This is a genomic window from Sinomonas atrocyanea, assembly GCF_001577305.1.
GTDB classification, from domain to species: domain Bacteria; phylum Actinomycetota; class Actinomycetes; order Actinomycetales; family Micrococcaceae; genus Sinomonas; species Sinomonas atrocyanea.
In genome coordinates this window covers 3926351-3948558 of sequence record NZ_CP014518.1, presented here as the reverse complement: position 1 = coordinate 3948558, position 22208 = coordinate 3926351, and the positions used below count along the sequence as shown (strand labels likewise).

General features: G+C 72.1%; 15 protein-coding genes and 2 pseudogenes. 9 read left to right on the top strand and 8 right to left on the bottom strand.

The features are described from left to right. Positions 1-11: 11 nt before the first annotated feature. Positions 12-3929: a non-ribosomal peptide synthetase family protein gene (locus SA2016_RS18105; protein WP_066500842.1), complete on the top strand. Its 3918-nt coding sequence runs from the start codon at positions 12-14 to the stop codon at positions 3927-3929. Between the two features lie 56 nt (positions 3930-3985). Continuing rightward, the gene (locus tag SA2016_RS18100; protein WP_066500841.1) at positions 3986-4543 is read left to right on the top strand and encodes a hypothetical protein; all 558 of its coding nucleotides are present in this window, start codon (positions 3986-3988) and stop codon (positions 4541-4543) included. Positions 4544-4657: 114 nt separating this feature from the next. Here SA2016_RS18100 and ald read toward each other — a convergent pair whose 3' ends face one another. Continuing rightward, entirely contained in the window at positions 4658-5776 is a 1119-nt protein-coding gene (gene ald / locus SA2016_RS18095; protein WP_066500839.1) for an alanine dehydrogenase, read from the bottom strand. A gap of 239 nt (positions 5777-6015) precedes the next feature. Between ald and SA2016_RS18090 the strand changes: the two are divergent. Beyond that, positions 6016-7211: pseudogene (locus tag SA2016_RS18090) on the top strand (PucR family transcriptional regulator). A 46-nt stretch (positions 7212-7257) separates the two neighbouring features. Here SA2016_RS18090 and SA2016_RS18085 read toward each other — a convergent pair. After that, positions 7258-7632, bottom strand: coding sequence for a helix-turn-helix domain-containing protein (locus SA2016_RS18085; RefSeq protein ID WP_066500836.1), 375 nt, complete (start codon positions 7630-7632; stop codon positions 7258-7260). 168 nt (positions 7633-7800) lie between these two features. Further along, the gene (locus SA2016_RS18080; RefSeq protein WP_066500834.1) at positions 7801-9267 is read right to left on the bottom strand and encodes an amino acid permease; all 1467 of its coding nucleotides are present in this window, start codon (positions 9265-9267) and stop codon (positions 7801-7803) included. Positions 9268-9496: 229 nt separating this feature from the next. Here SA2016_RS18080 and SA2016_RS18075 point away from each other — a divergent pair, with 229 nt between their 5' ends. Beyond that, positions 9497-9715 (top strand): hypothetical protein, encoded by a 219-nt coding sequence (locus SA2016_RS18075; RefSeq protein ID WP_066500831.1) that lies wholly within the window; start codon positions 9497-9499, stop codon positions 9713-9715. A gap of 71 nt (positions 9716-9786) precedes the next feature. Here SA2016_RS18075 and SA2016_RS18070 read toward each other — a convergent pair whose 3' ends face one another. The 5 genes and pseudogenes from SA2016_RS18070 to SA2016_RS18050 form a co-directional block, all read right to left on the bottom strand. Then, the gene (locus SA2016_RS18070; protein ID WP_084249627.1) at positions 9787-11262 is read right to left on the bottom strand and encodes a sugar porter family MFS transporter; all 1476 of its coding nucleotides are present in this window, start codon (positions 11260-11262) and stop codon (positions 9787-9789) included. A gap of 142 nt (positions 11263-11404) precedes the next feature. Beyond that, positions 11405-13590, bottom strand: a pseudogene (malQ, locus tag SA2016_RS18065) (4-alpha-glucanotransferase). 62 nt (positions 13591-13652) lie between these two features. Further along, positions 13653-14123, bottom strand: a complete 471-nt coding sequence (locus SA2016_RS18060; protein WP_066500828.1) for a DUF3237 domain-containing protein — start codon at positions 14121-14123, stop codon at positions 13653-13655. A gap of 19 nt (positions 14124-14142) precedes the next feature. Beyond that, entirely contained in the window at positions 14143-15885 is a 1743-nt protein-coding gene (locus SA2016_RS18055; protein ID WP_066500825.1) for a CocE/NonD family hydrolase, read from the bottom strand. Positions 15886-15888: 3 nt separating this feature from the next. After that, the gene (locus tag SA2016_RS18050) at positions 15889-17232 is read right to left on the bottom strand and encodes an MFS transporter (RefSeq protein ID WP_066500822.1); all 1344 of its coding nucleotides are present in this window, start codon (positions 17230-17232) and stop codon (positions 15889-15891) included. Positions 17233-17357: 125 nt separating this feature from the next. Between SA2016_RS18050 and SA2016_RS18045 the strand changes: the two genes are divergently transcribed. The 5 genes from SA2016_RS18045 (at position 17358) to SA2016_RS18025 (ending at position 22187) form a co-directional block, all read left to right on the top strand. Then, a complete protein-coding gene (locus SA2016_RS18045; protein WP_066500821.1) occupies positions 17358-18263 on the top strand; it encodes a PaaX family transcriptional regulator in 906 nt (301 codons plus the stop codon). 176 nt (positions 18264-18439) lie between these two features. Further along, positions 18440-20539, top strand: coding sequence for a heavy metal translocating P-type ATPase (locus tag SA2016_RS18040; protein WP_066502819.1), 2100 nt, complete (start codon positions 18440-18442; stop codon positions 20537-20539). Between the two features lie 13 nt (positions 20540-20552). Further along, positions 20553-21023 carry a DUF6153 family protein gene (locus SA2016_RS18035; RefSeq protein ID WP_141305665.1) on the top strand — a complete coding sequence of 157 codons (471 nt, stop codon included), beginning with the start codon at positions 20553-20555 and terminating at the stop codon, positions 21021-21023. Positions 21024-21074: 51 nt separating this feature from the next. Further along, entirely contained in the window at positions 21075-21686 is a 612-nt protein-coding gene (locus SA2016_RS18030; protein WP_066500816.1) for a DUF305 domain-containing protein, read from the top strand. A gap of 90 nt (positions 21687-21776) precedes the next feature. After that, entirely contained in the window at positions 21777-22187 is a 411-nt protein-coding gene (locus SA2016_RS18025; RefSeq protein ID WP_066500812.1) for a DUF302 domain-containing protein, read from the top strand. Positions 22188-22208: the final 21 nt, after the last annotated feature.

Genomic DNA, 22208 nt, shown 5'->3' with positions numbered 1-22208 from the left:
GGAGTCCCCCCATGCCTGCCGCGTCCACCCCAGCTCCTTCCCGCCCCTCCTCGGCCCGCCGCCCCGCCACCCTCCCCGAGATGCTCCTCGCGGCCACGCGTGCACATCCCGAGGCGGAGGCCGTGATCGCCGGCGATGAGTCCCTCACCTTCGACCAGCTCGGGAACCGCTCACGGCGCCTCGCCGGGCTCCTGGCAGAATCCGGGGTCGAAGCCGGGGACATCGTGGGCATCTTCGCCGAACCGGGCGTGGACCTCCCCCTGTTCATCTGGGGGGCCCTGCACGCGTCCGCCGCCTACCTTCCCCTCGCAGCCGACTACCCCGACGAGCGGCTGCGCTACATGCTCGAGCACAGTGGGGCGAAGGCCATCCTGGCCGAGGCCCATCTCGCCTCCCGGATCAGGGACATCGCACCCCACGAGGTCCGGGTCATCACCCCTGGTCCCGATCTGGCTGGCCGTCATGACGCCCCCGCGCCGCACGACGGCGGGGACGCCGCCGCCCTAGCCTACCTGATCTACACCTCAGGGAGCACCGGGCGCCCCAAGGGCGTCATGATCGAGCACCGCAGCATCGTGGCCCAGCTGGACTGGCTCGCACTCGAGGGCCACCTGCGCCCCGGCGTCCGCATCCTCCAGAAGACCCCGACCAGCTTCGACGCGGCCCAATGGGAGATCCTCGCCCCCGCCGTGGGCGCCACCGTGGTGATGGGCGTGCCGGAGATCCACCGGAACCCCTATGCCATCGTCGAGCTGATCGGCAGGCATTCCGTCACGGCCCTCCAGTGCGTGCCCACCCTCCTCCAGGCCCTCCTGGACGCCGAGGGATTCGAGGTGTGCTCCTCCCTCACCCACGTCTACTCGGGCGGCGAGGCGCTCTCGGCCCAGCTCGCCGGCCAGTTCCTCGAGGCGCTGCCCTGGTGCCGGCTGACCAACCTCTACGGCCCCAGCGAATGCACCATCAACGCACTCAGCCACGCCGTGGGGCCCGAGGACCTGCGGCGCGGCGAGACCGTCATCCCCATCGGCCGGCCGGTCGCGGGGGCCGACTGCCATCTCCTGGACAGCGCCATGGCGCCCGTCGCCGAGGGCGAGGTCGGCGAGCTCTACCTCAGCGGTGTCCAGGTGGCGCGCGGATACATCGGCAACCCAGACCAGACGGCGGAACGGTTCCGGACCGCGTCCGACGGCGGCGCGGTCCTCTATCGCACCGGCGACCTGGCCCGGCGGAATGCCGACGGGACCCTCCAGTTCATGGGCCGCATCGACAACCAGATCAAGCTCCGCGGGTACCGGGTGGAGCTCGAGGAAATCGCCCTGACTATCGAGCAGCACCCGTGGGTGCGCCGTGCCGGAGTCATCGTCTCCCAGAATGAGCGCACATCGAACCCGGAATTGGTGGCCTGTGTGGAAATGAACCCGCATGAGGCCACGCTCATGGACCAGGGAAACCATGGGGGCCACCACCAGTCGAAGACGAACAAGCTTCAGGTCAAGGCCCAGCTCTCCGACCCGGGAATCCGCACTGAATTCCCCCGAGGCCATGAGGGGGAATGCGCCGCGGGGAATTCCGGGGCATTCTTTCCCCTTCCCGGAAAGGACGTGCCGGCCCAGGTCCGGGCGGAAGTCTTCGCCCGGAAGTCCTACCGTTTCTTCGATGGCGGCCAGACCTCGCGGGCCGAACTCGAGGAATTCCTCCGCACCATGCTGGCCATTCCGGCGAAGGCGGACTCTGGGGAACAGGCCGCCCGCATCGGCGCCCCGCTCGAGCAGCTGGGCCGGGCCCTCGCCTGGATCGGCCAGTTCACGAGCGAGGAGCGGCTGCTGCCGAAGTACTCGTACGCCTCCCCGGGGGCCCTCTATGCCGTCCAGGCCTACCTCGACCTCGCGGGCATGGCCGGCGTCCCCGACGGGCTGTACTACTACCACCCCCTCGAGCACGCCCTGCGCCTCATCGGTCCCGGCCGGCCCGCGGGCGGCCCCGCGGTGCAGATCCACCTGATCGGACGCCACGGCGCCATCGAGTCGGTCTACAGGAACAACATCCTCGAGGTGCTCGAGTTCGAGGCCGGCCACCTCCTCGGCGCGCTCCAGGACGCCCTGGCCGCATCGGGGCAGACCGTGGCGCCCTACGCCTTCGAGAGCGCCCATCGCAGCCGCTGCCGGGTCGCCGAGGAAGACCACTACCTCGGCACCTTCGCCATCATCGAGGGGACCGAGAACCACCTCACGGACGCAGAGCTCGTGGTCAATGTCCCGGGTCCGAAGATCGCCGGCCTGCGCGCCGGAACCTACGCCTGGCGCGACGGCGGCCTCGAGCGGGTCGCGGACGAGGTCATCCAGCCCAAGCATGTGATCGCCATCAACCAGCGCACGTTCGGCCGTTCCAGCTTCGGCATCAGCATCCTCAGCCGGGCCCGGGAGACCTGGCTCGACTACATCACCATGGGATGCGCCCTGCACCGGGCCCAGCGCAACGGGGTGGGAGCCGGCCTCGGCTTCATGTCCTCCGGCTACAGCTCGAAGTCCGGCAACCCGCTGCCGACCTCCCGCCGCATCACCGACATCCTCACGGGCGCGGGCCTCGAGTCGGGTCCGTCCTACTTCTTCCTCGGCGGGAAGGTCTCCCCATGGCAGATCGAGACCGAGGGGATGTACGAGGACTCGGTGCACATGCAGGGCCCCGCAGAGCTGATCAAGGAGGAGCTCTCGCAGATCCTGCCCGACTACATGGTGCCGCACAAGACGGTCGTCTTCGACGAGCTGCCGCTCACCCCGAACGGCAAGATCGATGCCAAGGCCCTCGCCGCGTCCGAGAAGGTCGCGGCCGCCCACTCCCAGGCGCGCTTCGTGCCGCCGGCCACTCCCACCGAGAAGCGGCTCGCGAGCGAGTGGGGCGAGCTGCTCAGGTACGACGACGTCTCCACCGAGGACGAGTTCTTCGCCGTGGGCGGCAACTCCCTGATGTCGGTGACCCTCATCGCGCGGATCGCGAAGGTCTTCGGCGTCCAGCTGCCGCTGCGGACCCTCATCGACACACCGCGCTTCGCCGACCTCGCGCTGAGGATCGAGGAGGGCCACGGCCCCGTCGGGTCGACCTCGCGCTTCATCTCGCTGGGCAACGCGACGTCCCAGCGGCCCATCTACTGCTGGCCCGGCCTCGGCGGCTACCCCATGAACCTCCGCGCCCTCGCGGCCACGGCAGTCCCCATGCGTCCCGTCTACGGAATCCAGAGCCAGGGCATCAACGCCGGCGAACGCCCGCTCGGCACCATCGCCGAGATGGCCGCGGCCGACATCACCGAGATGCGTGCGCTCCAGCCCGAGGGGCCCTACACGCTGTGGGGATACTCCTTCGGCGCCCGGGTGGCGTTCGAGGCCGCGTGGCAGCTCGAACAGGCCGGCGAGACGGTCGACCACCTCATGCTCATCTGCCCCGGGAACCCGGGCCTCCGCGCGGCCCACGGCGAGGGCAGCGGGCGGAGCGCCGCGTTCGACGACCCGGCGTTCGTCACGGTCCTGTGCTCGGTGTTCATGGGCACCAGCAGCGGCCCCGACATCGACGAATGCCTCGCCGCGACGCACTCCCGCGAGTCCTTCACGGCGTTCATCGGCGGCCGCCTGCGGGCGCTCGACGCCGCCACGATCGGCAGGATCGTCGACATCGTCGTGAAGACCTACCAGTTCGACTACACGTTCGACGAGCTTGCCTCGCGCCGCCTCGCTGCCGAGATCACGATCTTCAAGGCCGCCGGAGACGACTACTCCTTCATCGAGTCGGCGCCCGACTTCGCGCTGCGCGAGCCGGTGATCGTCCCCCTCGCCGGCGACCACTACGAGGTCCTGCGCGAGCACGGCGTCGACGAACTCGCGGACGCCCTCCGCCACAGCACCTACGCCGAGGCGGGCGCCTCCGCCTCCCTCGCCTGAGGTCCCTGAAGCCACCCCAGCAAGCCCAGCACCACCCCAACCCCAAGGAAAGAACCATGACCACCACCACTTCCCCGATCGCCCCCGTCCGCCCCGAGGCGGCCCCGGCCCCCGCGGCCCCGGCCGCACCCGCCTCGGCGGCCCGCCTCCTCGCCGTCCTGCGCATCCTCCTCGGCTTCATGCTCGTGTGGGACGTGGTCGACAAGGTGTTCGGCCTGGGCATCTCGACCGCGGCCGCCAAGTCCTGGCTCGCCGGTGTCTCCCCGACGGCCGGCTACCTCGCGAGCCTCCACGGCCCCGCCGGGATCCTGGCGCCGCTGGCCGGGCAGGCCTGGGTGGACTGGGCCTTCATGGGCGGCATGCTCCTCATCGGCGCGGCGCTCATGCTGGGCATCGGGCTCCGCGCCGCGGCCGCCGCCGGGACGCTCCTCTTCGCGCTCCTCTGGGTCTCGGCGATGCCCACCCAGAACAACCCCTTCGTCGACGAGCACGTGGTCTTCGCCCTGCTGCTGTGGGTGTTCGCCACGACCCGCGCCGGGGACACCTGGGGCTTCGGCCGCCCGTGGGACGCGCTTGCCGCGCAGCGCGTGGCATGGCTGCGCCAGCTGGGCTGATCGCCCTGACCCGGCGCTGACGCGCAGACGCACGACGCCGGGCCGGTCCCCCCAGGTGACCGGCTCGGCGTCGTGCGTCGGTTCCGCCCGGCTTCCGGGCGGCGCAGTGGACCGCTAGGCGGCGACGGCCTCGCGCCAGTCGGCGACCAGCGGCAGGCCGAGGGCCTCGGACACCGAGCGGTGCGTGACCTGGCCCGCGGCCACATTCAGGCCCCCGGCGAGGACCGCGTCCTTCTCGAGGGCGGCCCTCACGCCGAGGTCGGCGAGCAGGATCCCGTACCGCAGCGTCACGTTGGTGAGCGCGTAGGTCGAGGTGTTCGGCACAGCGCCCGGCATGTTGGCCACGCAGTAGAAGATCGAGTTGTGCACACGGAACGTCGGGTCCTGGTGCGTGGTCGGGTGCGAGTCCTCGAAGCAGCCGCCCTGGTCGATCGCGATGTCCACGAGCACGCTGCCGGGCTTCATCCGGGCCACCAGCTCGTTGGGCACCAGCTTGGGGGCCTTCGCCCCCGGGATCAGGACCGAGCCGACCACGAGGTCCGCCTCGACGAGGGACTTCTCGATCTCGTACTTGTTCGACGCGACCGTCTTCAGGCGGCCGCCGTAGAGGGCGTCCAACTCGGTGAGGCGCGCGATGTTGATGTCGAGGATGGTCACGTCCGCGCCGAGGCCCATCGCGACGACCGCGGCGTTGGTGCCGGCCACGCCGGCGCCCAGCACCACGACCTTCGCCGGGCGCACCCCCGGGACGCCGCCGAGCAGGATGCCCTTCCCGCCGGTCGGAGCCGTGAGGGCCTGCGCGCCCACCTGGACGGAGAGGCGCCCGGCCACCTCGGACATCGGGGCCAGCAGCGGCAGGCTGCGGCCGTCCTGCACCGTCTCGTAGGCGATCGCGGTGACGCCGGCGTCGAGCAGGGCGCGGGTGAGCTCCGGCTCGGCGGCGAGGTGGAGGTACGTGAACAGGATCAGGCCCTTGCGGAAGTGCCGGTACTCCGAGGCGATCGGCTCCTTGACCTTCATGACCATGTCGGCGCGGGCCCAGACGTCCGCGGCGTCCGTGACGAGCTCGGCGCCGGCCACGTGGTACTCGTCGTCGGTGATGCCGGAGGCCACGCCGGCGCCGCGCTCGATGAGTACCGTGTGGCCGTGCGACGCGAACTCGTGCACGCCCGCTGCCGTGATGGCCACGCGGAACTCGTTGTTCTTGATCTCCTTGGGGACTCCGATGATCACTTTCGTCTCCATTGTGTTCGGCGGGGCCGGTGGGCCCTGGGGGTTCCCCGGTGGCGGGGAGCTTTCGGTGGTGTCTCCAGCGTAGGTCCGGTTGTGAACCGCGTTACATGGGCCGGAAGGCCGCCTCCTCGGAGATCCGCGTCATTCCGCGGATCTCGCCGCTCGGGATGCGACAGCTGTCGTAGGATGGGGCGTCACTTGTCTCCGCGTGGCTAGCGGATGGACGTAAGCTGTGGCGTATGCGGCACGGCGTCGAAGATCTGGTGGAAGCGGCGGCGGCCAAGCTGGGCCGGGGGCTCAGCGTGGAGGACCTCGACGGGCTGCTGATCGCATACTCGTCCAACCAGGCACAGGCGGACCCTGTGCGGGTGAACTTCCTGCTCTCCAAGCGGCTCCCGCCCGACGTGCAGGCCTGGCAGCTCTCGCACGGGATCGCCACCGCCGTCCGCCCCGTCACCGTCCCCGCCAACGCCGAGCTCGGCATGTACGGGCGCGTGTGCGTCCCCCTGCTCGTGCGCGGGTTCCGGGTCGGGTACCTGTGGGTGCAGCAGGGGGCGGACGAGGAGAGCTCCGCCGACGTCCTCGCCGCCCTGCCCGGCATCCGGCTCGAGCTCGACCTCATCGGCCAGCTCCTCCTCGAGTCCAACACCGCCGAGTCCGAGCACCGCCGCCGCCGCGAGGCCGAGTTCCTCGCCGCGGCCGCCGGGGACAAGTCCGCGCTCGCCGCGATCGCCGGGTGGCGCGAGGTGCACGGGCACGCCCCTTGGCAGGTCGTGGTGCTGCTGGATCCCGACGGCGTCACCCCGCGGGACCCGCAGGCCGCCGTCGTCGCCACCAGCACCGCCGCGATGCAGGCCACGGCCGGCATCGACCCGGCCCTCTTCACCGCCGGGACCGAGACGCACGCCGTGGCGCTCTTCGCGGGCACCACCGCGCGGGCGAGCCACGCCGCCGTCCTCACCCACTACGAGCGCGAGCTCGCCAAGCGCTCGGGGCGCCCCGCCGGCCGCGTGCTCGTGGGCATCTCCGAGCCCTTCACCGCGCTGCGGGACCTCGGCGCCGCGTACACGCAGGCCAAGGTGGCGGCGCAGGCCGCCGCGGTGGACCCCGAGCTGGGCGAGCTCGTCGACGTGCGCTCCGTCGGCGCATACCAGCTCATGGGGCCCTCGCGGCCGAGCCGACGAGTGTGTTCTTCGCCGCACTCGAGGCAGAGGACCGCAACGGAGAGCTCCTGCCCGTGCTCGAGATGCTCTACGACTCCGACGGCGCGGTCCAGGCCGTGGCCGACCGGCTCCATGTGCACCGCTCCACCGTGTACCACCGGCTCGCCCGGGTGCGGAAGGTGATCCGGGCCGAGCCGCTGTCGGGCCGGGTGCGCCAGGAGCTGCACCTGGCGATCAAGGCCAGGCGGTGGGCGGGGCGCCCGCGCATCTGACGCGGCCCCCCTCCCGACGCGGGGTCAGGTCTTGGGGGATGCGGGGTCAGATCCCTGCGCCCTTCTTCTGCGCCGAGACCCAGGCGAGCACGTCCTCACGGCGGATGCGCCGGTGCGTTCCTCGGTACTGCACGGGCCAGGTCCCCGCATCGGTCAGCTTGCGCACGTACGAGTGGCTGATGCCCGCGAGCTCGGCGGCCTGGGCGACGGTCAGCACCTCCTCCGCGCTGCTGACCGTGACGGCCTCGCCGCGGGCCATCCGCGCGAGCAGGTCGCGCACCGCCTCGTCCACGGGGCCGGTGAGCCGGTGCGCGGTCCCGTCGACGAACAGCGAGACGTCCTTCGCCGCGAGCGCCCTGCCGAGCGCCTCCGCTTCGGCCGGCTCGAGTGCGGGCGTGGTGTGCGGGGCATAGCGGCTCATGCGCCCAGCGTAGCGGGGGTCGGGCGGCCTTAACCACGACGGCGGGTGGCCGGCTCGCGTGAGCCGGCCACCCGCCGTCGTGCGTACCCGCAACCGGGAAACCGCGACGAGATGCGTACCCGGAAGCGTGATAACGCGACGAGATGTGTACCCGAAACGGGGTGGGGGTTAGGCCGTGACCCTGGCCTCTTCGCGCAGGGTCTCCTGGTGGTTCGCGATCCGGGCCTGGTGGACCGGGGACTTCTTCACGAACTGCCAGGCGGCGAACAGGACCACGAACCAGATGGGCGTCACGAGCAGGGCCATGAGCGTGTCCAGCTGGGTGGTCAGCGCCCAGACGAGGAAGGCGAAGAAGGCGTAGACGACCCAGATCATCGCGCGGCCACCGGGCATCTTGTACGTCGAGGCCGCGTGGAGCTCGGGGCGGCGCTTGAGGAAGACGAGGTAGCTGGCCAGGATGATCGACCACACGAACATGAAGCACACGGCGGAGACGGTCGTGACCATGTCGAAGGCCGCGCCGATGCTCTTGCCCGAGTAGAGCAGCACTACGCCGGAGAGCAGCAGCACGCACGAGAGGAACAGCGCGTTCTGCGGGACCTTGCGCGAGGAGAGCTTGCCGAAGGCCTTCGGGGCGTCGCCCTCGACCGCGAGGCCGAACACCATGCGCGAGGTCGAGTAGATGCCGGAGTTGGCGCTCGACATGGCCGAGGTGAGGACCACGAGGTTGACCAGGGTCGCCGCGGCACCGAGCCCGGCGAGGGAGAACATGCCGATGAACGGCGAGTGGCCGGCCTTGAACTCCGTCCACGGGGTGACGGCCATGAGGATCACGAGCGCGCCGACGTAGAACAGGCCCACGCGGACGGGGATGGCGTTGATGGCGCGGGGCAGGTTGTGCTCGGGGCTCTTGGTCTCGGCGGCGGCGGTGCCCACCAGCTCGATTCCGACGAACGCGAACACGGCGATCTGGAAGCCCGCCACGAAGCCCATGAACTCCTTGGGGAAGAACCCGCCGAACTGCCACAGGTTCGCGAAGGAGGCGGTGCCGGCGTTGGAGGAGAAGCCGGTGAAGATCATGTACAGGCCGGTGACGATGAGGGCCAGGATCGCGACGATCTTGATGAGCGCGAACCAGAACTCGACCTCGCCGAAGGCCTTCACGGTGGGCAGGTTGAGGGCCAGCAGGATCAGGATCGTGGCGATCCCGGGGATCCACAGCGGGATGCCGGGCCAGAGCTCGTTGGCGTAGCCGGCGATCGCGACGACGTCGGCCACTCCGGTGACGACCCAGCAGAACCAGTAGGTCCAGCCGGTGAAGAAGCCGGCCCACGGCCCGAGGAGGTCCCCGGCGAAGTCGGAGAAGGACTTGTAGTTGAGGTTGCTCAGCAGCAGCTCGCCCATGGCGCGCATGACGAAGAAGAGCATGAAGCCGATGATCATGTAGACGAAGATCACCGAGGGGCCGGCGACCGAGATCGTCTTGCCGGAGCCCATGAACAGGCCGGTGCCGATGGCGCCGCCGATGGCCAGGAGCTGGATGTGGCGGTTGGAGAGGCCGCGGGAGAGATGCGGCTCCACGGAGTGGCTCGACGCTGAGCCCGACGGGTGCCTCGACGGATTGGGCGTTGTCATAATGCGCAGACCTTCGCAGTAATGGCTTCAAATGTGACCCCTGCAACAGGGCCTTTCCAGCCTACCGCGCACCAGATGTGGTCCTGACCATACAGAGTGTCTGGATGATCACAGCAGACGTGCGACAGATGTCGCGTGACCGGACACGGGTGCAGAAAATCTCCGTTTTGTCCAGTCAAACCGGATCGCTCTAAGATCCTCTCGTTCCACCCTTTGGCCAGGAGATCCCATGTTCCACGGCAATCACGCCCACCGGTCGCTGACCGTCCACGTCGACTCCGCACGCGAGCTCGACTCCGCGCTCAGCAGCGCCATCGGCACCCTCCAGCAGCACGCGGTCGCCCACCCCTGCTGCGGCATCCTCGTTACCCGCGAGGCGGCGGGGGAGTACCGGGTCGCCCTCGACGAGAGCGTCCCCTTCGGCATCACGCAGCAGCGCTGCGCCTGATCGGCGCCTGACGGGCCGGGCGGGGGTGGCCGGCGCACGACGCCGGGTGGCCGCCCCCGCGGGTCCGTCCCCTAGTGCTGGGCCCCCTTCGGGGCGCCCTTGGCGGGGCGGACGAACAGCGTCTCGGCCTGCTCGAGGGACATCCCGTTGGTCTCCGGGACCTTCGCGAGCACGAACACGAACGAGAGCGCCGCGAACGCGGCGTACATCCCGTACGTGAGGGTCAGCGACCAGGCCGCCATCGGCGGGAACGAGACCGTGATCAGGAAGTTCGCGATCCACTGGGCCGCCGCCGCGATGCCCAGTCCGCGGGCGCGGATGGACGGCGGGAAGATCTCGCCGAGCAGGACCCACACCACCGGACCCCACGAGGCGCCGAAGCACACCACGAAGACGTTCGCCGCGACGAGCGCGATCGGCCCCCACACACCGCTGAGGGACGGCTCGCCGTTGACGAGGGTCGCCGTCGAGAACGCCACGGCCATGGCGGCGAGGGACACGGCCATGCCGGCCGACCCCACGAGCAGGATCGGCTTGCGCCCCACCCTGTCGACGAGGGCGATCGCGATGAGGGTGACGAGGACGTTGGTCACCGAGGTGATCACGGAGATCTGGAGCGAGAACTCCTCGCCGAAGCCGACCGACTTCCACAGCGTGGTCGAGTAGTAGAAGATCACGTTGATGCCCACGAACTGCTGGAACACGGACAGGGCGATGCCGATCCACAGGACGGGCTTGAGGCCGAAGGCGGTGCCGCGCAGCGCGCCCTTGCGCTCGGAGAGCTTGTCCGCCTCGATCGCCTCGTGGATCTCCTTCAGGGCCCGGTCGATGCTCTCGAAGGGCGCCGTGGTCTCGAAGACGCGCCGGGCGCCGGCCTCGTCCCCCTTGAGGACGAGGAAGCGGGGGGACTCGGGGAGGGTGAAGGCGATCCACCCGTACACGGCCGCGGGGATGGCGCCGGCGATGAACATCCAGCGCCACGCCTCGACGCCGAAGAAGAGCGCGTGGCTCGCGCCGCCGGCGAATGAGGCCAGTGCCGCGTCGCTGAGGAGGGCGGCGAAGATGCCGAGGGTGATGGCGAGCTGCTGGAAGGACGCGAGGCGCCCGCGGACACGGCGCGGGGAGATCTCGGCGATGTAGGCCGGGGCCACGACGGAGGCGAGGCCGATCCCCAGCCCGCCGACGAGCCGCCACAGGATGAGGTCCCAGAGGCCCACGGCGAACCCGGCGCCGATCGCGCTCACGAGGAACAGCAGCGCGCCGAGCTTCATCGCCGGGATGCGGCCGTAGCGGTCGGCGAGGCTGCCGGCGAGCCACGCGCCGATGGCGCACCCGATGAGCGCGATCGCGACGGCGAGCCCGGTCACCGCGTGCGAGAGGCCGAATGCGGCCTGGATCGAGTCGACCGCTCCGTTGACCACGGAGGAGTCGAATCCGAAGAGGAAGCCGCCCACTGCCGCCGCGACGGCCAGGCCGGCGACTTTGGCCGCTGACTTCCTCTGCGGGGGCTGGGTGTCGCCCGGGGTTCTGGCTGGATTGTTCGCCACGGTGGCTCCTGCTCGTGCGTCGGTTGGGAGAATCGGCCCCCGGCGCCGGTGGGCCCCGCGAGCGCCCGCCTAGTCTGGCACCGGCCGGGCGATCTTCCCAAAGCCGACGCGCCGACTCAGCCGGCCGCAGCCGTGATGCTCATCATCCTCCGGCCCGGTCGGTGCCGTCCACCGCCTCGCGCATCGCGGCGAGGAGGGAGGCGAACCGTGCGGTGGCGGGCAGGTCCTCGAGCAGGACCGCGGCCCCGTCCGGCCCCGTGAGCGGGATGCGCCAATTGGGGTATTCGCGGTGCGTGCCGGGCTGGTTCTGGGTGCGGCGGTCCCCGACGGCGTCGACGAGGGCGATGCCGAGCAGGCTCGAGGGGGCCAGGGCCGTGAGCTCGTAGAGGGCCTCGATGACGCGCTGCTCGTCCGCGCCGCCCTCGGCCCCGTCCGCGGGGGAGGCCGGGAGGAGCCCGCGCTCGCGGGCGAGGTCCAGGACGCCGGAGATCTCCGCGCGGGCTGCCTCGAGCTCCTCCTCGACGGGGCGCTCGAGCAGGCCGAGGGACTCCCGCAGCCGCACGTGCTCGCCCGCGAGATAGCCCGCCGTGGGCGGGAGGTCATGGGTATTGACGCTGGTGAGGCACCCCTGCCGGTACTTCTCGGGCGCGAGGGGAGCGCCGGCGTCGTCGTACTCGAACCAGAGGATCGAGGTGCCGAAGACGCCCCGCTCGGCGAGGTAGTCCCGCACCCAGGGCTCGAAGGTGCCGAGGTCCTCGCCGATCACGATCGCGCCCGCCCGCTGGGCCTCGAGCGCGAGGATGCCCACGAGGGCTTCGTGGTCGTAGTGCACGTACGTGCCCTCCGCGGGCGAGGAGGAGCCCTCCGGGATCCACCAGAGCCGGAACAGGCCCAGGATGTGGTCCACGCGGATGCCGCCGGCGTGCCGGAGGATGGTGCGGAGCATGTCGCGGTACGCCGCGTAGCCGGACTCGGCGAGGCGGGTGGGGTGCCAGGGCGGCTGGCTCCAGTTCTGCCCCTGCTGGTTGAACATGTCCGGCGGCGCGCCCACCGAGACGCCGGCGGCGAGGACCTCGGAGAGGGTCCACGCGTCGGCGCCGTCCGGGCGCACGCCCACGGCGAGGTCGTGGAGCAGCCCGATCTCCATGCCCCCGGCCAGCGCGGTGCGCTGCGCGGCCTCGAGCTGCTCGTCGCAGACCCACTGGAGCCAGCGGTAGAAGTCGATCCGCTCGACGTGCTCCTCGCGCAGGCGGCCGGCCTCCGCAGGTGCCGGGAGCTCCGGAGCCGGGGACGCGCCGTCGGCCGCCGAAGCCTCTGCCGCGGAGGAGGCGGCGCGCTCGGTGAGCGCGGACCACAGCGCGAAGTCCGCCAGCCCCTGCCCCGCCCCGGCGCAGAACCGCGCGTAGGCCTGCTCGCGGGCCGGGCTCCGCGGCACGCGCCACACGAGGTCCAGCGCGGCGAGCTTTGCGGCGTAGGAGGCGTCCCGGTCGAGCAGCGCCGCGGAACTGTTGGCGGACCGGCGGCCGCGGGCGAGCTCCTCGATGCGGGCGCGGTCCTCGGCGGGAAGGTAGCCGTACTCGGGGATGTCCTCGATGCGCAGGTAGAGCGGGTTCACGAAGCGCCGCGTCGAGGGCAGGTAGGGGGAATCCTCCAGGGGAGGCACCGGCCCGGAGGCGTGCAGGGGGTTGACGAGCACGAAGCTCGCGCCCTCTCCGGCGCCGAGGGCCGCGAGGTCGGCGAGGTCGGCGAAGTCGCCGATGCCCCACGAACGCCGGGACCGCACGGAGTAGAGCTGCGCCATGAGCCCCCATCGCTGGCGGTCCGAGAGCCGGCCCGTGGTGGCGAGGCGGTCCGGGGTGACCACGAGCACCGCCTCGGCGCTGCGGTCCTCGTTGCGGGCGTGCAGGGTGTGCCACCCGAGGGGAGGTCCGGCGGCAGGAGGAAGGACGCCCGCCCCATCAGGACGCCGTCGACCCTGCGCGGCTCGACCCAGTTCTCAGCCTGCTCGGCCGCGTACTCCGTGCCGTCCTCGGCCGTGACCCAGAGCGTGAGGGCGGTGCCGTGCGGGACGTGGGCATCGACGGTGGCGCCCGCGCCCTGGCGGACCACCGCGACGGGCGGCAGCAGCCGGCGCCAGGGCCCGGTCTCCGCCTCCGCGAGGGCCGCGCGCATCGCCTCCGCCGAGTCGGTCGGCACCCCGAGGGCGCCGAGCACGGACCTCAGCGTCTCCGCTGAGACCTCCTGCCGGGTGCCGTCCCACCCCGCGTAGGAGGTCGCCACCTGGTGCTGTTCGGCCAGCTCGCGCAGGAGCCCCACTGCATCCGCCATGGCTACACCCTATGCGCGCGCGGCGGCAGGGCAAGGGCGCGGCTCGCCCCGCGCGCCGGATCTCAGCCCACCGCGAAGACGTGCACGACGACGCGGTCCGGGTACCGCTCCCCGGTTCCCACGAACAGGGTGCGGTTCACCCAGTCCCAGCGCGGCGCCGAGGACCGCAGCCGCGGCGCGCAGCGGAAGTAGATCTCCGCGGGGTCCACCGGCTCGCCGCGCGCGATCCGGCCCAGCGCCTCGGCGGACCCGGACCGGATCGCGGCGTTGTCCACCGAGACGACCGCGCCGTCCTCGGTCTGGACCGCGTAGCGCGCGTCGAGCTGGGAGAGCTCCGGGGTGTGGAGGATCTGGAAGTCCGCGCCGCCCGGGAGCACGCGCCCGTTCAGGCGCGGCCCGGACACGGTGCCCCCGGTGATGGGGATGATCCTGCGGTGGCCCTCCGGCGTGGGGCCCACGTCGATCGGGTCGCCGATGAGGACCGAGAGGGTCCCGGCGTACTCCAGGGCGGGCGGCTGCGGCATCTGCGTCATGGCTGGGACAGTACCCGGCTCAGCCGAGGACCCCGAAGGTGATCCGGCTCGGCGTGCCGTCGCCCAGATGCACCCGCTGGTGGGCCACCACCGTGTCCGAGGAGCCAGAGGCCCTCGCCCCCGTGTTGAGGTTCCTGTCCCAGCGGGGGTGGCAGCTCGAGGTGACCTGCACCCGGATCCGCTCGCCCGCCGCGAACGTGCACGCCGTGCTCCACAGGCTCACCGCGAACTCCTCGACCGCCCCCGGCGTGAGGGGACGCCGCGGCACCCCCGCGCGGAAGGCGCCGCCGTCCGCGCACGCGTCCCGCCACGACGCGCGCACGATCCCGTCCGCGAGGGCCAGCGAGCGCCCGTCCGGGGTGACCCGGCACAGCCGCACCACGAAGTCGGTGTCGACGGCCGACGACGACGCGAACAGTCGCGCCGTCACCTCGCCGAAGACGGTGAGCGGCTCCGCGAGGGGCTCGGTGGTGAAGGTGAGGACGTCCGCGCGGGCCTCGACGCGCGACTGCTCCGCGGGCCCGGGGAAGTCGGCGCCGAGGTGCATCGTGGCGCCGCCGGTGGACGGGACGGGGTCGAGCGGGTCGTAGTCATAGGCCACTGCCGCGTCCTCGCCCGGGCGGCCGGCGAGGGTCCCGCCGGCGCCGAGGAAGAGCTCGCGGCGGCCCGTGGGTGCGGGCAGCTCGTCGAAGCCGCGCCACCGGTTCTCGCCGAGGACATAGACGAGCACGGGCGGCGCCGCGGGCTCGGGGCCGTCCGCGAGGATGTGCCGGAACCACTGGGCGTGGACCGAGGAGAGGTCTCCGTAGGGGCCGAGGGCGGCCGCCGAGCCGCCCGGGAACGCGGCGTCAGGGAAGAGGCCGGTGAAGCTCGCGTGGCTCCAGGGGCCGAGGATCAGGCGGGGGCGGGGCACCGCGGGGTCGCGCCGGGAGGCCTCGAGCTGGCGGCGGTACTGGTCGAGGGTGTTCGGCAGGAAGATGTCGAACCAGCCGCCGAGGTGGAGGGTGGCGAGCGGCACCGGCTCGGAGGCCGGCCAGTCCCACGCCTCCGACGCCTCGGCGCCGGGGTCCGCGCCGGCGGAGGGGATGATGGCGGACTGCATGAAGGTGCACGCGCGGGACTTGAGGTCGTTCAGCGGCAGGGTGCCGTACGCCGAGCCGTCCGCGAACGCGGCGTCCAGCTCCCGCCACGCCTCGAGCTCGCGCTCCAGGCGTGCGGGGTCGGAGGCGAACTCGCGGCGGATCGTCTCGAGCGAGATCGAGCCGTGGCCCCAGCTCAGGCGGGATCCGAGCTCGACCGCGCCGCCGCGGAAGAGCGCCCCGTTGTCCGCGTTGCCCGCGGCGCACACGCCCGGGGCCAGGGCGGCGAGGCCCTGGGGCGCCCTGCGGGCGGCCCGCCACTGGGACTCGGCGAAGTACGAGCGGCCCCACATCCCCACCCTGCCCGAGGAGTACGGCAGGCGCGCTGCCCACGCGACGGCCTCGGCGCCGTCGTCCGCCTCCTGCTCGCCCGGGGCGAACTCGCCGTCCGAGCCGAACCTGCCGCGCACGTCCTGAAGGACCACCACGAAGCCCTCCGCCGCGACCGTGGCGGGGTTGAAGTAGGCCGAGTTGACCGACAGGTCGCGCCCGTAGGGGGTGCGGGTCATGAGCACGGGGAAGCGTTCGCCCTCGGCCGCAGGACGGTAGACGGTGGAGCGGAGCACGGTCCCGTCGCTGAGCAGGGTCTCGACGTCGTTCTCGATGATCACGGTGTACGCCATGCCTCAGGCCCCCGCCCGCGCGCCCAGCTCGTGGGTGTCCACCTTGTAGGTCTCGCGGACCCACACGAGGGTCACGAGCGCCGAGAGGCAGCAGCAGGCGGCGGTGAAGACCGCGACCGGGACCCAGCCGTCGGGGCCGGGGCGCACCACGGCGGCGGCGATCGTGGGGGCGAAGCCGGTGAGGATGAGCCCGAGCTGGGAGGAGATCGCGGCGCCGGAGTAGCGGATGCGGGTCGGGAACATCTCCGCGACGATCGCGGGGCCCAGCGGGTTCACCATGCCGTAGCCCACCACCATGACCAGGATCGAGGTGGCGAACACGAGCGGGACGTCCTTCTGCGAGATCGACCAGAAGTAGGCGAAGATCGAGGCCGCGCAGATCAGGTTGCCGGCGACGAAGACGGGCTTGCGCCCGATCCGGTCCGCGAGGATGCCGAAGAGGGGCTGGGCGATGATGCCGAGGGCCGCGGTCACGATGATGCTGCCGAGCATGGCGCTGCTCGGGACGAGGTGGCCGTTCGTGGCGTAGGAGAGGCCGAAGGCGGAGACGATCGTGGACACGACGGCCCATACCCCGAAGAGGATGACCTTGATGACCGTGGGCCAGTAGTCGCGCAGCACGACCTTGAGGGGCAGCTCCCGCTTGGTCTCCCCGGCCTCCCGCGCCTCCTCGAACACCTCGGCCTCCGGGATGCGGCGGCGGATCACGAATCCGGCCACGGCGACGAAGATGCTCGCGAGGAAGGGCAGGCGCCAGCCCCATGCGATGAGGTCCGCCTGCGGCATGAAGGAGACGAAGAGGAAGGCGAGCGAGGCGAGCATGATCCCTGCCGCGGCGCCGGTGTTGACCCAGCTCGCGAAGAACGCGCGCCGGCCGGCGGGGGCGTGCTCGAGGGAGAGCGTGACGGCGCCGACGGACTCGCCCGCGGCGGAGATGCCCTGCACCACGCGCAGCAGCACGAGCAGGACCGGCGCGGCGGCGCCGATCGCGGCCGTGGGCGGGAGGCAGCCGATGAGGAAGGTCGCCAGGCCCATCGAGACGAGGGTGAAGACGAGCATCTGCTTGCGGCCGATCCGGTCGCCGAAGTGCCCGATGAGGGCGGCCGCGAGGGGCCGGACCACGTAGCCGATGCCCAGGGTGGCCATCGAGAGGAACTGTCCGAGCAGCGGGTCGATCCCCGGGAAGAAGATCCTGTTGAAGATCAGGGCCGAGGCGGAGCCGTAGATGAAGAAGTCGTAGTACTCGAGCGTGCTTCCGGCGAAGCTCGCGAGGGCGGCCTTGCGCGCGTGCTGGCCCGGGGCGTGGGCTGCCACGGCGCTCGTGGCGGAGGTTGGACCGGCGGTCATGGCGGATCTCCTGGAGGACGACGTTGTCAGGAATGTGGTGCGCGTCACCTGCAACTATCGTTGCGTTAAAACTCACGTCCGTCAATAAAACTGCAAAGTTTCTCGCCGGCTGGAAGGATGAGGGGGTGCGCTACGAAGGACAGGTGCGGCCGAGCGCCGCCATGGTGGACTTCCCCAGGCCCCAGCGAGGGGGCACGAGCCAGCACCTGCTCGTGACCATGCTCGGCGAGTTCTGGCGGCACACCGACCTGTGGCTTCCGGCGCGGGCGATCGTCCGGCTGGCCGAGGATGTGGGGCTGAGCCGGTCCGCCGTCACCACCGCGCTGAGCCGGCTCGCCGCCCGCGGGGTCCTCGAGAACGACGGCGGGGGCCGCGCCTCGCGCTACCGGTTCACGGCCGCGGCGCGCGCCCGGCTCGCGATCGGAACCCAGGAGGTGGCCCGGTTCGGAGACCCCGCCGTCCGGTGGGACAGGCGGTGGACGGCCGTGGCGTTCTCTGTGCCCGAGTCGGAGCGCGAGATCCGCGAGGCCTTCCGCGCCCGGCTGAAGTGGCTGGGGTTCGCGCCCGTCTACGGCGCCCTGTGGTTCTGCCCCCGGGACCGGATGGAGCAGGTGCGCGAGATCGCCGAGGCGTACGGGGTGGAGGACTACATGGCCTTCCGCGTCGAGGACGGCGGGTTCGAGGGCCGGCGCCCCGCGATCGTCGACACGGCCGAGCCCCCGCGGCGCTACGCCGAGTTCGCCGACGCCAACGCGGCCCGGCTCGAGCGGCTGCGCGCCGGCGGACTTGACCCGGCCGAGGGGTTCCGCCTGCGCGTCGAGGCCGTCGACACGTGGCGAGCGTTCCCCTGGGACGATCCGGGCATGCCGTACGAGCTGCTGCCGGCGGACTGGCCGCTCCTGCGCGCGCGCGAGTCGTACGTGGCCCTCTTCGCCGCGACGGCGCCGCTGGCGGAGCGGCACGTCCGCGCCGTGCTCGGCGCGCTCGCTCCGGAGGCGGAGGCCGGCGTGGCGGTCCCCGCGGCGCCCTGACGTCTTGACCGACATACCCCTAGGGGGTATGTTGAGAGTGCGCTGTCAGCGATGGACGCGGTCCGGGAGAGCCCGCTACCGCCGATCGCCCCACAGCCCGAACTGACCCCACTGCGGAAAGAACGGGTAGAACGGTGAACCAGCACACGCACGATCACGGGCACGGGCCGGGCCCGATGGTCCAGCACGACCACGGCGCCCAGGGCGAGCACCCCCAGGACATGACTGCCCGGCTCCACGCGGGGCACAGCGACCCGCACATGATGCATACCCACGGGGAGCATGCCGGCCACTCGGTGGCGATGTTCCGCGACAGGTTCTGGCTGACGCTGGCGCTCTCGGTCGTCGTCGTGGCCTTCAGCCCCATGTTCTGGCACCTCTTCGGAGCCATGCCCCCCATGTTCGTGGGCAGCGAGTGGATCAGCCCGCTCCTCGGCACGGTCATCTTCGTCTACGGCGGCATGCCCTTCCTGAAGGGCGGCCTCGGCGAGCTCCGGTCGCGCACGCCGGGGATGATGCTGCTGATCGCCATGGCCATCACGGTCGCGTTCCTCGCCTCCTGGGCCACGAGCCTCGGCATCGGGGGCTTCGACCTGGACTTCTGGTGGGAGCTCGCGCTCCTCGTGACGATCATGCTGCTCGGCCATTGGCTCGAGATGCGGGCCCTCGGCGCCTCGCGGGGCGCGCTCGAGGCCCTCGCCGCGCTCCTTCCCGACGAGGCGGAGCGCGTCCTGCCGGACGGCGGCGGAACCCAGATCGTCCCCGCGGCCGAGATCGCGCCCGGGGACCTCGTGCTCGTCCGCGCGGGCGGCCGGCTGCCTGCCGACGGGCGGATCGAGTCCGGCACGGCCGAGCTCGACGAGTCGATGATCACCGGTGAGTCCAAGACCGTCAGCCGGGGCCCCGGAGACCCCGTGGTCGCGGGGACCGTCGCGACGGACACGAGCCTGCGGGTCCGGGTCGAGGCCGTGGGGGAGTCCACCGCGCTCGCGGGGATCCAGCGCATGGTCGCCGACGCGCAGGCCTCCTCGAGCCGCGCCCAGGCCCTCGCCGATCGCGCGGCCGCCTTCCTCTTCTACTTCGCCGCCGGCGCGGGAATCCTCACGTTCATCGCGTGGACGTTCCTCGGCCAGCTGCCCACGGCGGTGACCGCCACGGTCACCGTCCTCGTGATCGCCTGCCCCCACGCCCTCGGCCTCGCGATCCCCCTTGTCATCGCCATCTCGACCGAGCGCGCGGCGAAGGGCGGCGTCCTCGTCAAGGACCGCATGGCCCTCGAGCGCATGCGCACCGTGACCGCCGTCCTCTTCGACAAGACCGGCACCCTGACCAAGGGTGAACCCGAGCTGGTGGGCCTTGCCTCCGTGGGCCCGGACGAGGCCCGCGTGCTCGCCCTCGCGGCAGCCGCCGAGTCCGAGAGCGAGCACCCTCTGGCCCGCGCGATCGTGCGTGCCGCCGCCGAGCGTGGCCTCGGCGTGCCTGCCGCACGGGACAGCCAGGTCCAGCCTGGACGCGGCGTCCAGGCCCGCGTCCAGGACTCCGCGGGGGAGGTCCTCGTCCAGATCGGCGGCCCGGCCCTGCTGGCCGAGCGCGGCGTCGAGAGCCCTGCCGAGCTGGACGACGCCGTCAGCCGATGGAAGGGCCGCGGCGCCTCGATCCTCCACGTCCTCCGCGACGACGAGGTGATCGGCGCGGTCGCCCTCGAGGATTCCGTCCGCGAGGAGTCCCGCACGGCCGTCGCCGCGCTGCAGGAGCGGGGCATCAGGGTCGCGATGATCACCGGCGACGCCCAGCAGGTGGCCGACGCCGTCGCCAAGGACCTCGGCATCGACGAGGTGTTCGCGCAGGTCCTCCCGCAGGACAAGGACCGCAAGGTTGCCGAGCTCCAGGGCCGCGGCTATTCGGTGGCCATGGTCGGCGACGGCGTCAACGACGCGCCCGCGCTCGCCCGCGCGGACGTGGGCATCGCGATCGGCGCCGGCACGGACGTCGCGATCGAGTCCGCCGGCGTCGTCCTCGCGGGCAACGACCCCCGCTCGGTGGTCTCCGTGGTCGAGCTGTCCCGGGCCAGCTACCGCAAGATGTGGGAGAACCTCGTGTGGGCCACGGGGTACAACGTGATCACCGTTCCCCTCGCAGCCGGCGTCCTCGCGTTCGCCGGAATCATGCTCTCTCCCGCCGTGGGCGCTGTGCTCATGTCCCTCTCCACGATCGTCGTGGCGCTCAACGCCCAGCTCCTGCGGCGGCTCGACTTGGATCCGCGGACCGTCGGATAGGACGATGGGGAGCGTGCAGATCGACACAGCCCGGGCCTTCCTCGGGGCCGTCCGGCGGCTTCGGCGCCGTGAACTGTGGCGATCTGCCCGGACTCTGCTCCTCGTGGCGGCCGTCGTGGCCGGCCTGCTGGGCATGCACGTGCTCGGCGACCACGCCGGGCCCGTGGCCCCGGCAGCCGGCGCCCACCCCGCCGGACCCATGCAGGCCGCCGGCCCCGGGCAGCACGCCGCCCCCGCGCAGCACATGGACCCCGCGCAGCAAGCCGGTTCCCTCGGTGCCTGCGCCCATGCGCAGCCGGGCCCCGGCGGCGCGATGGCCCACTGCACCCCGGCGCCCGGGGCCCTGCCCCCGGCGCCGCCCGGCGACGTTGTGCTCGGGCGGTCGGACGCGCTGCAGCGCGCGCCCCGCGCCGCGGTGCCGGCCGCCGTGCGGCCCCGGGCGCCCGCGCCGGACCTCGCAGAACTCTCGATCAGCCGGACGTGAGGGCGGGCCAGCGCCCGCCCACACCCACGCCCACCTGATTGGAAGACACTTGTGAACGCGAAGACCTTTGCCCTGCCCGCCGCCGCCCTCCTCGCCCTGGCCCTCGCCGGCTGCGGGGCCACGGCTCAGTCCGCCCCCGCGGCCGGCACCGCCCACGACGGCCACACGATGCCCATGTCCTCGGCCCCCAGCGCCGCCGGCGCGGCCTTCAACGCCCAGGACGTCATGTTCGCGCAGATGATGGTGCCCCACCACGAGCAGGCGGTGGAGATGAGCGAGATCGTGCTGGCCAAGCCTGGCCTCGACGGCCGGGTCAGCGCCCTCGCCCAGCAGATCAAGGGCGCGCAGGCGCCGGAGATCGCGACGCTCAAGGGCTGGCTGGGCGCCTGGAACCAGCCCAGTGCCATGCCCGGCGATGCCGGCCACGGCATGGAGGGCATGCTCAGCGCCGAGGACCTGGGGAAGCTGCGGGCCGCCGACTCCGGCGCTGCCTCCCGGCTGTTCCTGAGCCAGATGATCGCCCACCACGAGGGCGCCATCGCGATGGCCCGGACGGAGAAGGCCGGCGGCGCGCACCCCGACGCGGTGGCGATGGCCGGCTCGATCGTGGACTCCCAGGCCAAGGAGGTCGCGTCCATGAAGGACCTCCTGGACAGCCTCTGAGCCTGCTCGCTCACCGCGTCCCCGCTTGCCCTCGCGGCGCCGGATCAGCCTGCCCTTGATCCGGCGCCGCCGGGCTGGGAGCCTCGGGGCATGGCCTACACACTCACCACCCATGTCCAGCTTCCCTACGCCGAGGCGGTCGAGGCCGTGCGCTCGGCGCTCAAGGACCAGGGCTTCGGCGTCCTGACCGAGATCGACATCCGGACCACCTTCGCGGCCAAGCTCGGGCCCGACGCGGCCACCGCAGTGGGCGACTACGTGATCCTCGGTGCCTGCAACCCGCACCTCGCCAGCCGCGCGCTGGCCGCGGAGCCCGAGATGGGGGCGCTGCTGCCCTGCAACGTGGTGGTGCGCCGGGGCCCGGACGCGGACACCACGACCGTCGAGGCGATCGACCCGCAGACCATGGTCCAGCTCAGCTCGAGCGAGCGGGTCCGTGAAGTGGCGGACGACGCCGGCACTCGGCTGCGCGCGGCCCTCGCCGCTGTCGGGGCGGACTAGGCCGGCTCCGCCGAGGACCGG

Excerpts from the sequence above, each read along its gene's own strand:
- SA2016_RS18105 (WP_066500842.1), top strand. The coding sequence starts at position 12 with ATGCCTGCCGCGTCCACCCCAGCTCCTTCCCGCCCCTCCTCGGCCCGC.
- SA2016_RS18100 (WP_066500841.1), top strand. The coding sequence starts at position 3,986 with ATGACCACCACCACTTCCCCGATCGCCCCCGTCCGCCCCGAGGCGGCC.
- SA2016_RS18085 (WP_066500836.1), bottom strand. The coding sequence starts at position 7,632 with ATGAGCCGCTATGCCCCGCACACCACGCCCGCACTCGAGCCGGCCGAA.
- SA2016_RS18080 (WP_066500834.1), bottom strand. The coding sequence starts at position 9,267 with ATGACAACGCCCAATCCGTCGAGGCACCCGTCGGGCTCAGCGTCGAGC.
- SA2016_RS18075 (WP_066500831.1), top strand. The coding sequence starts at position 9,497 with ATGTTCCACGGCAATCACGCCCACCGGTCGCTGACCGTCCACGTCGAC.
- SA2016_RS18060 (WP_066500828.1), bottom strand. The coding sequence starts at position 14,123 with ATGACGCAGATGCCGCAGCCGCCCGCCCTGGAGTACGCCGGGACCCTC.
- SA2016_RS18055 (WP_066500825.1), bottom strand. The coding sequence starts at position 15,885 with ATGGCGTACACCGTGATCATCGAGAACGACGTCGAGACCCTGCTCAGC.
- SA2016_RS18050 (WP_066500822.1), bottom strand. The coding sequence starts at position 17,232 with ATGACCGCCGGTCCAACCTCCGCCACGAGCGCCGTGGCAGCCCACGCC.
- SA2016_RS18040 (WP_066502819.1), top strand. The coding sequence starts at position 18,440 with ATGGTCCAGCACGACCACGGCGCCCAGGGCGAGCACCCCCAGGACATG.
- SA2016_RS18025 (WP_066500812.1), top strand. The coding sequence starts at position 21,777 with ATGGCCTACACACTCACCACCCATGTCCAGCTTCCCTACGCCGAGGCG.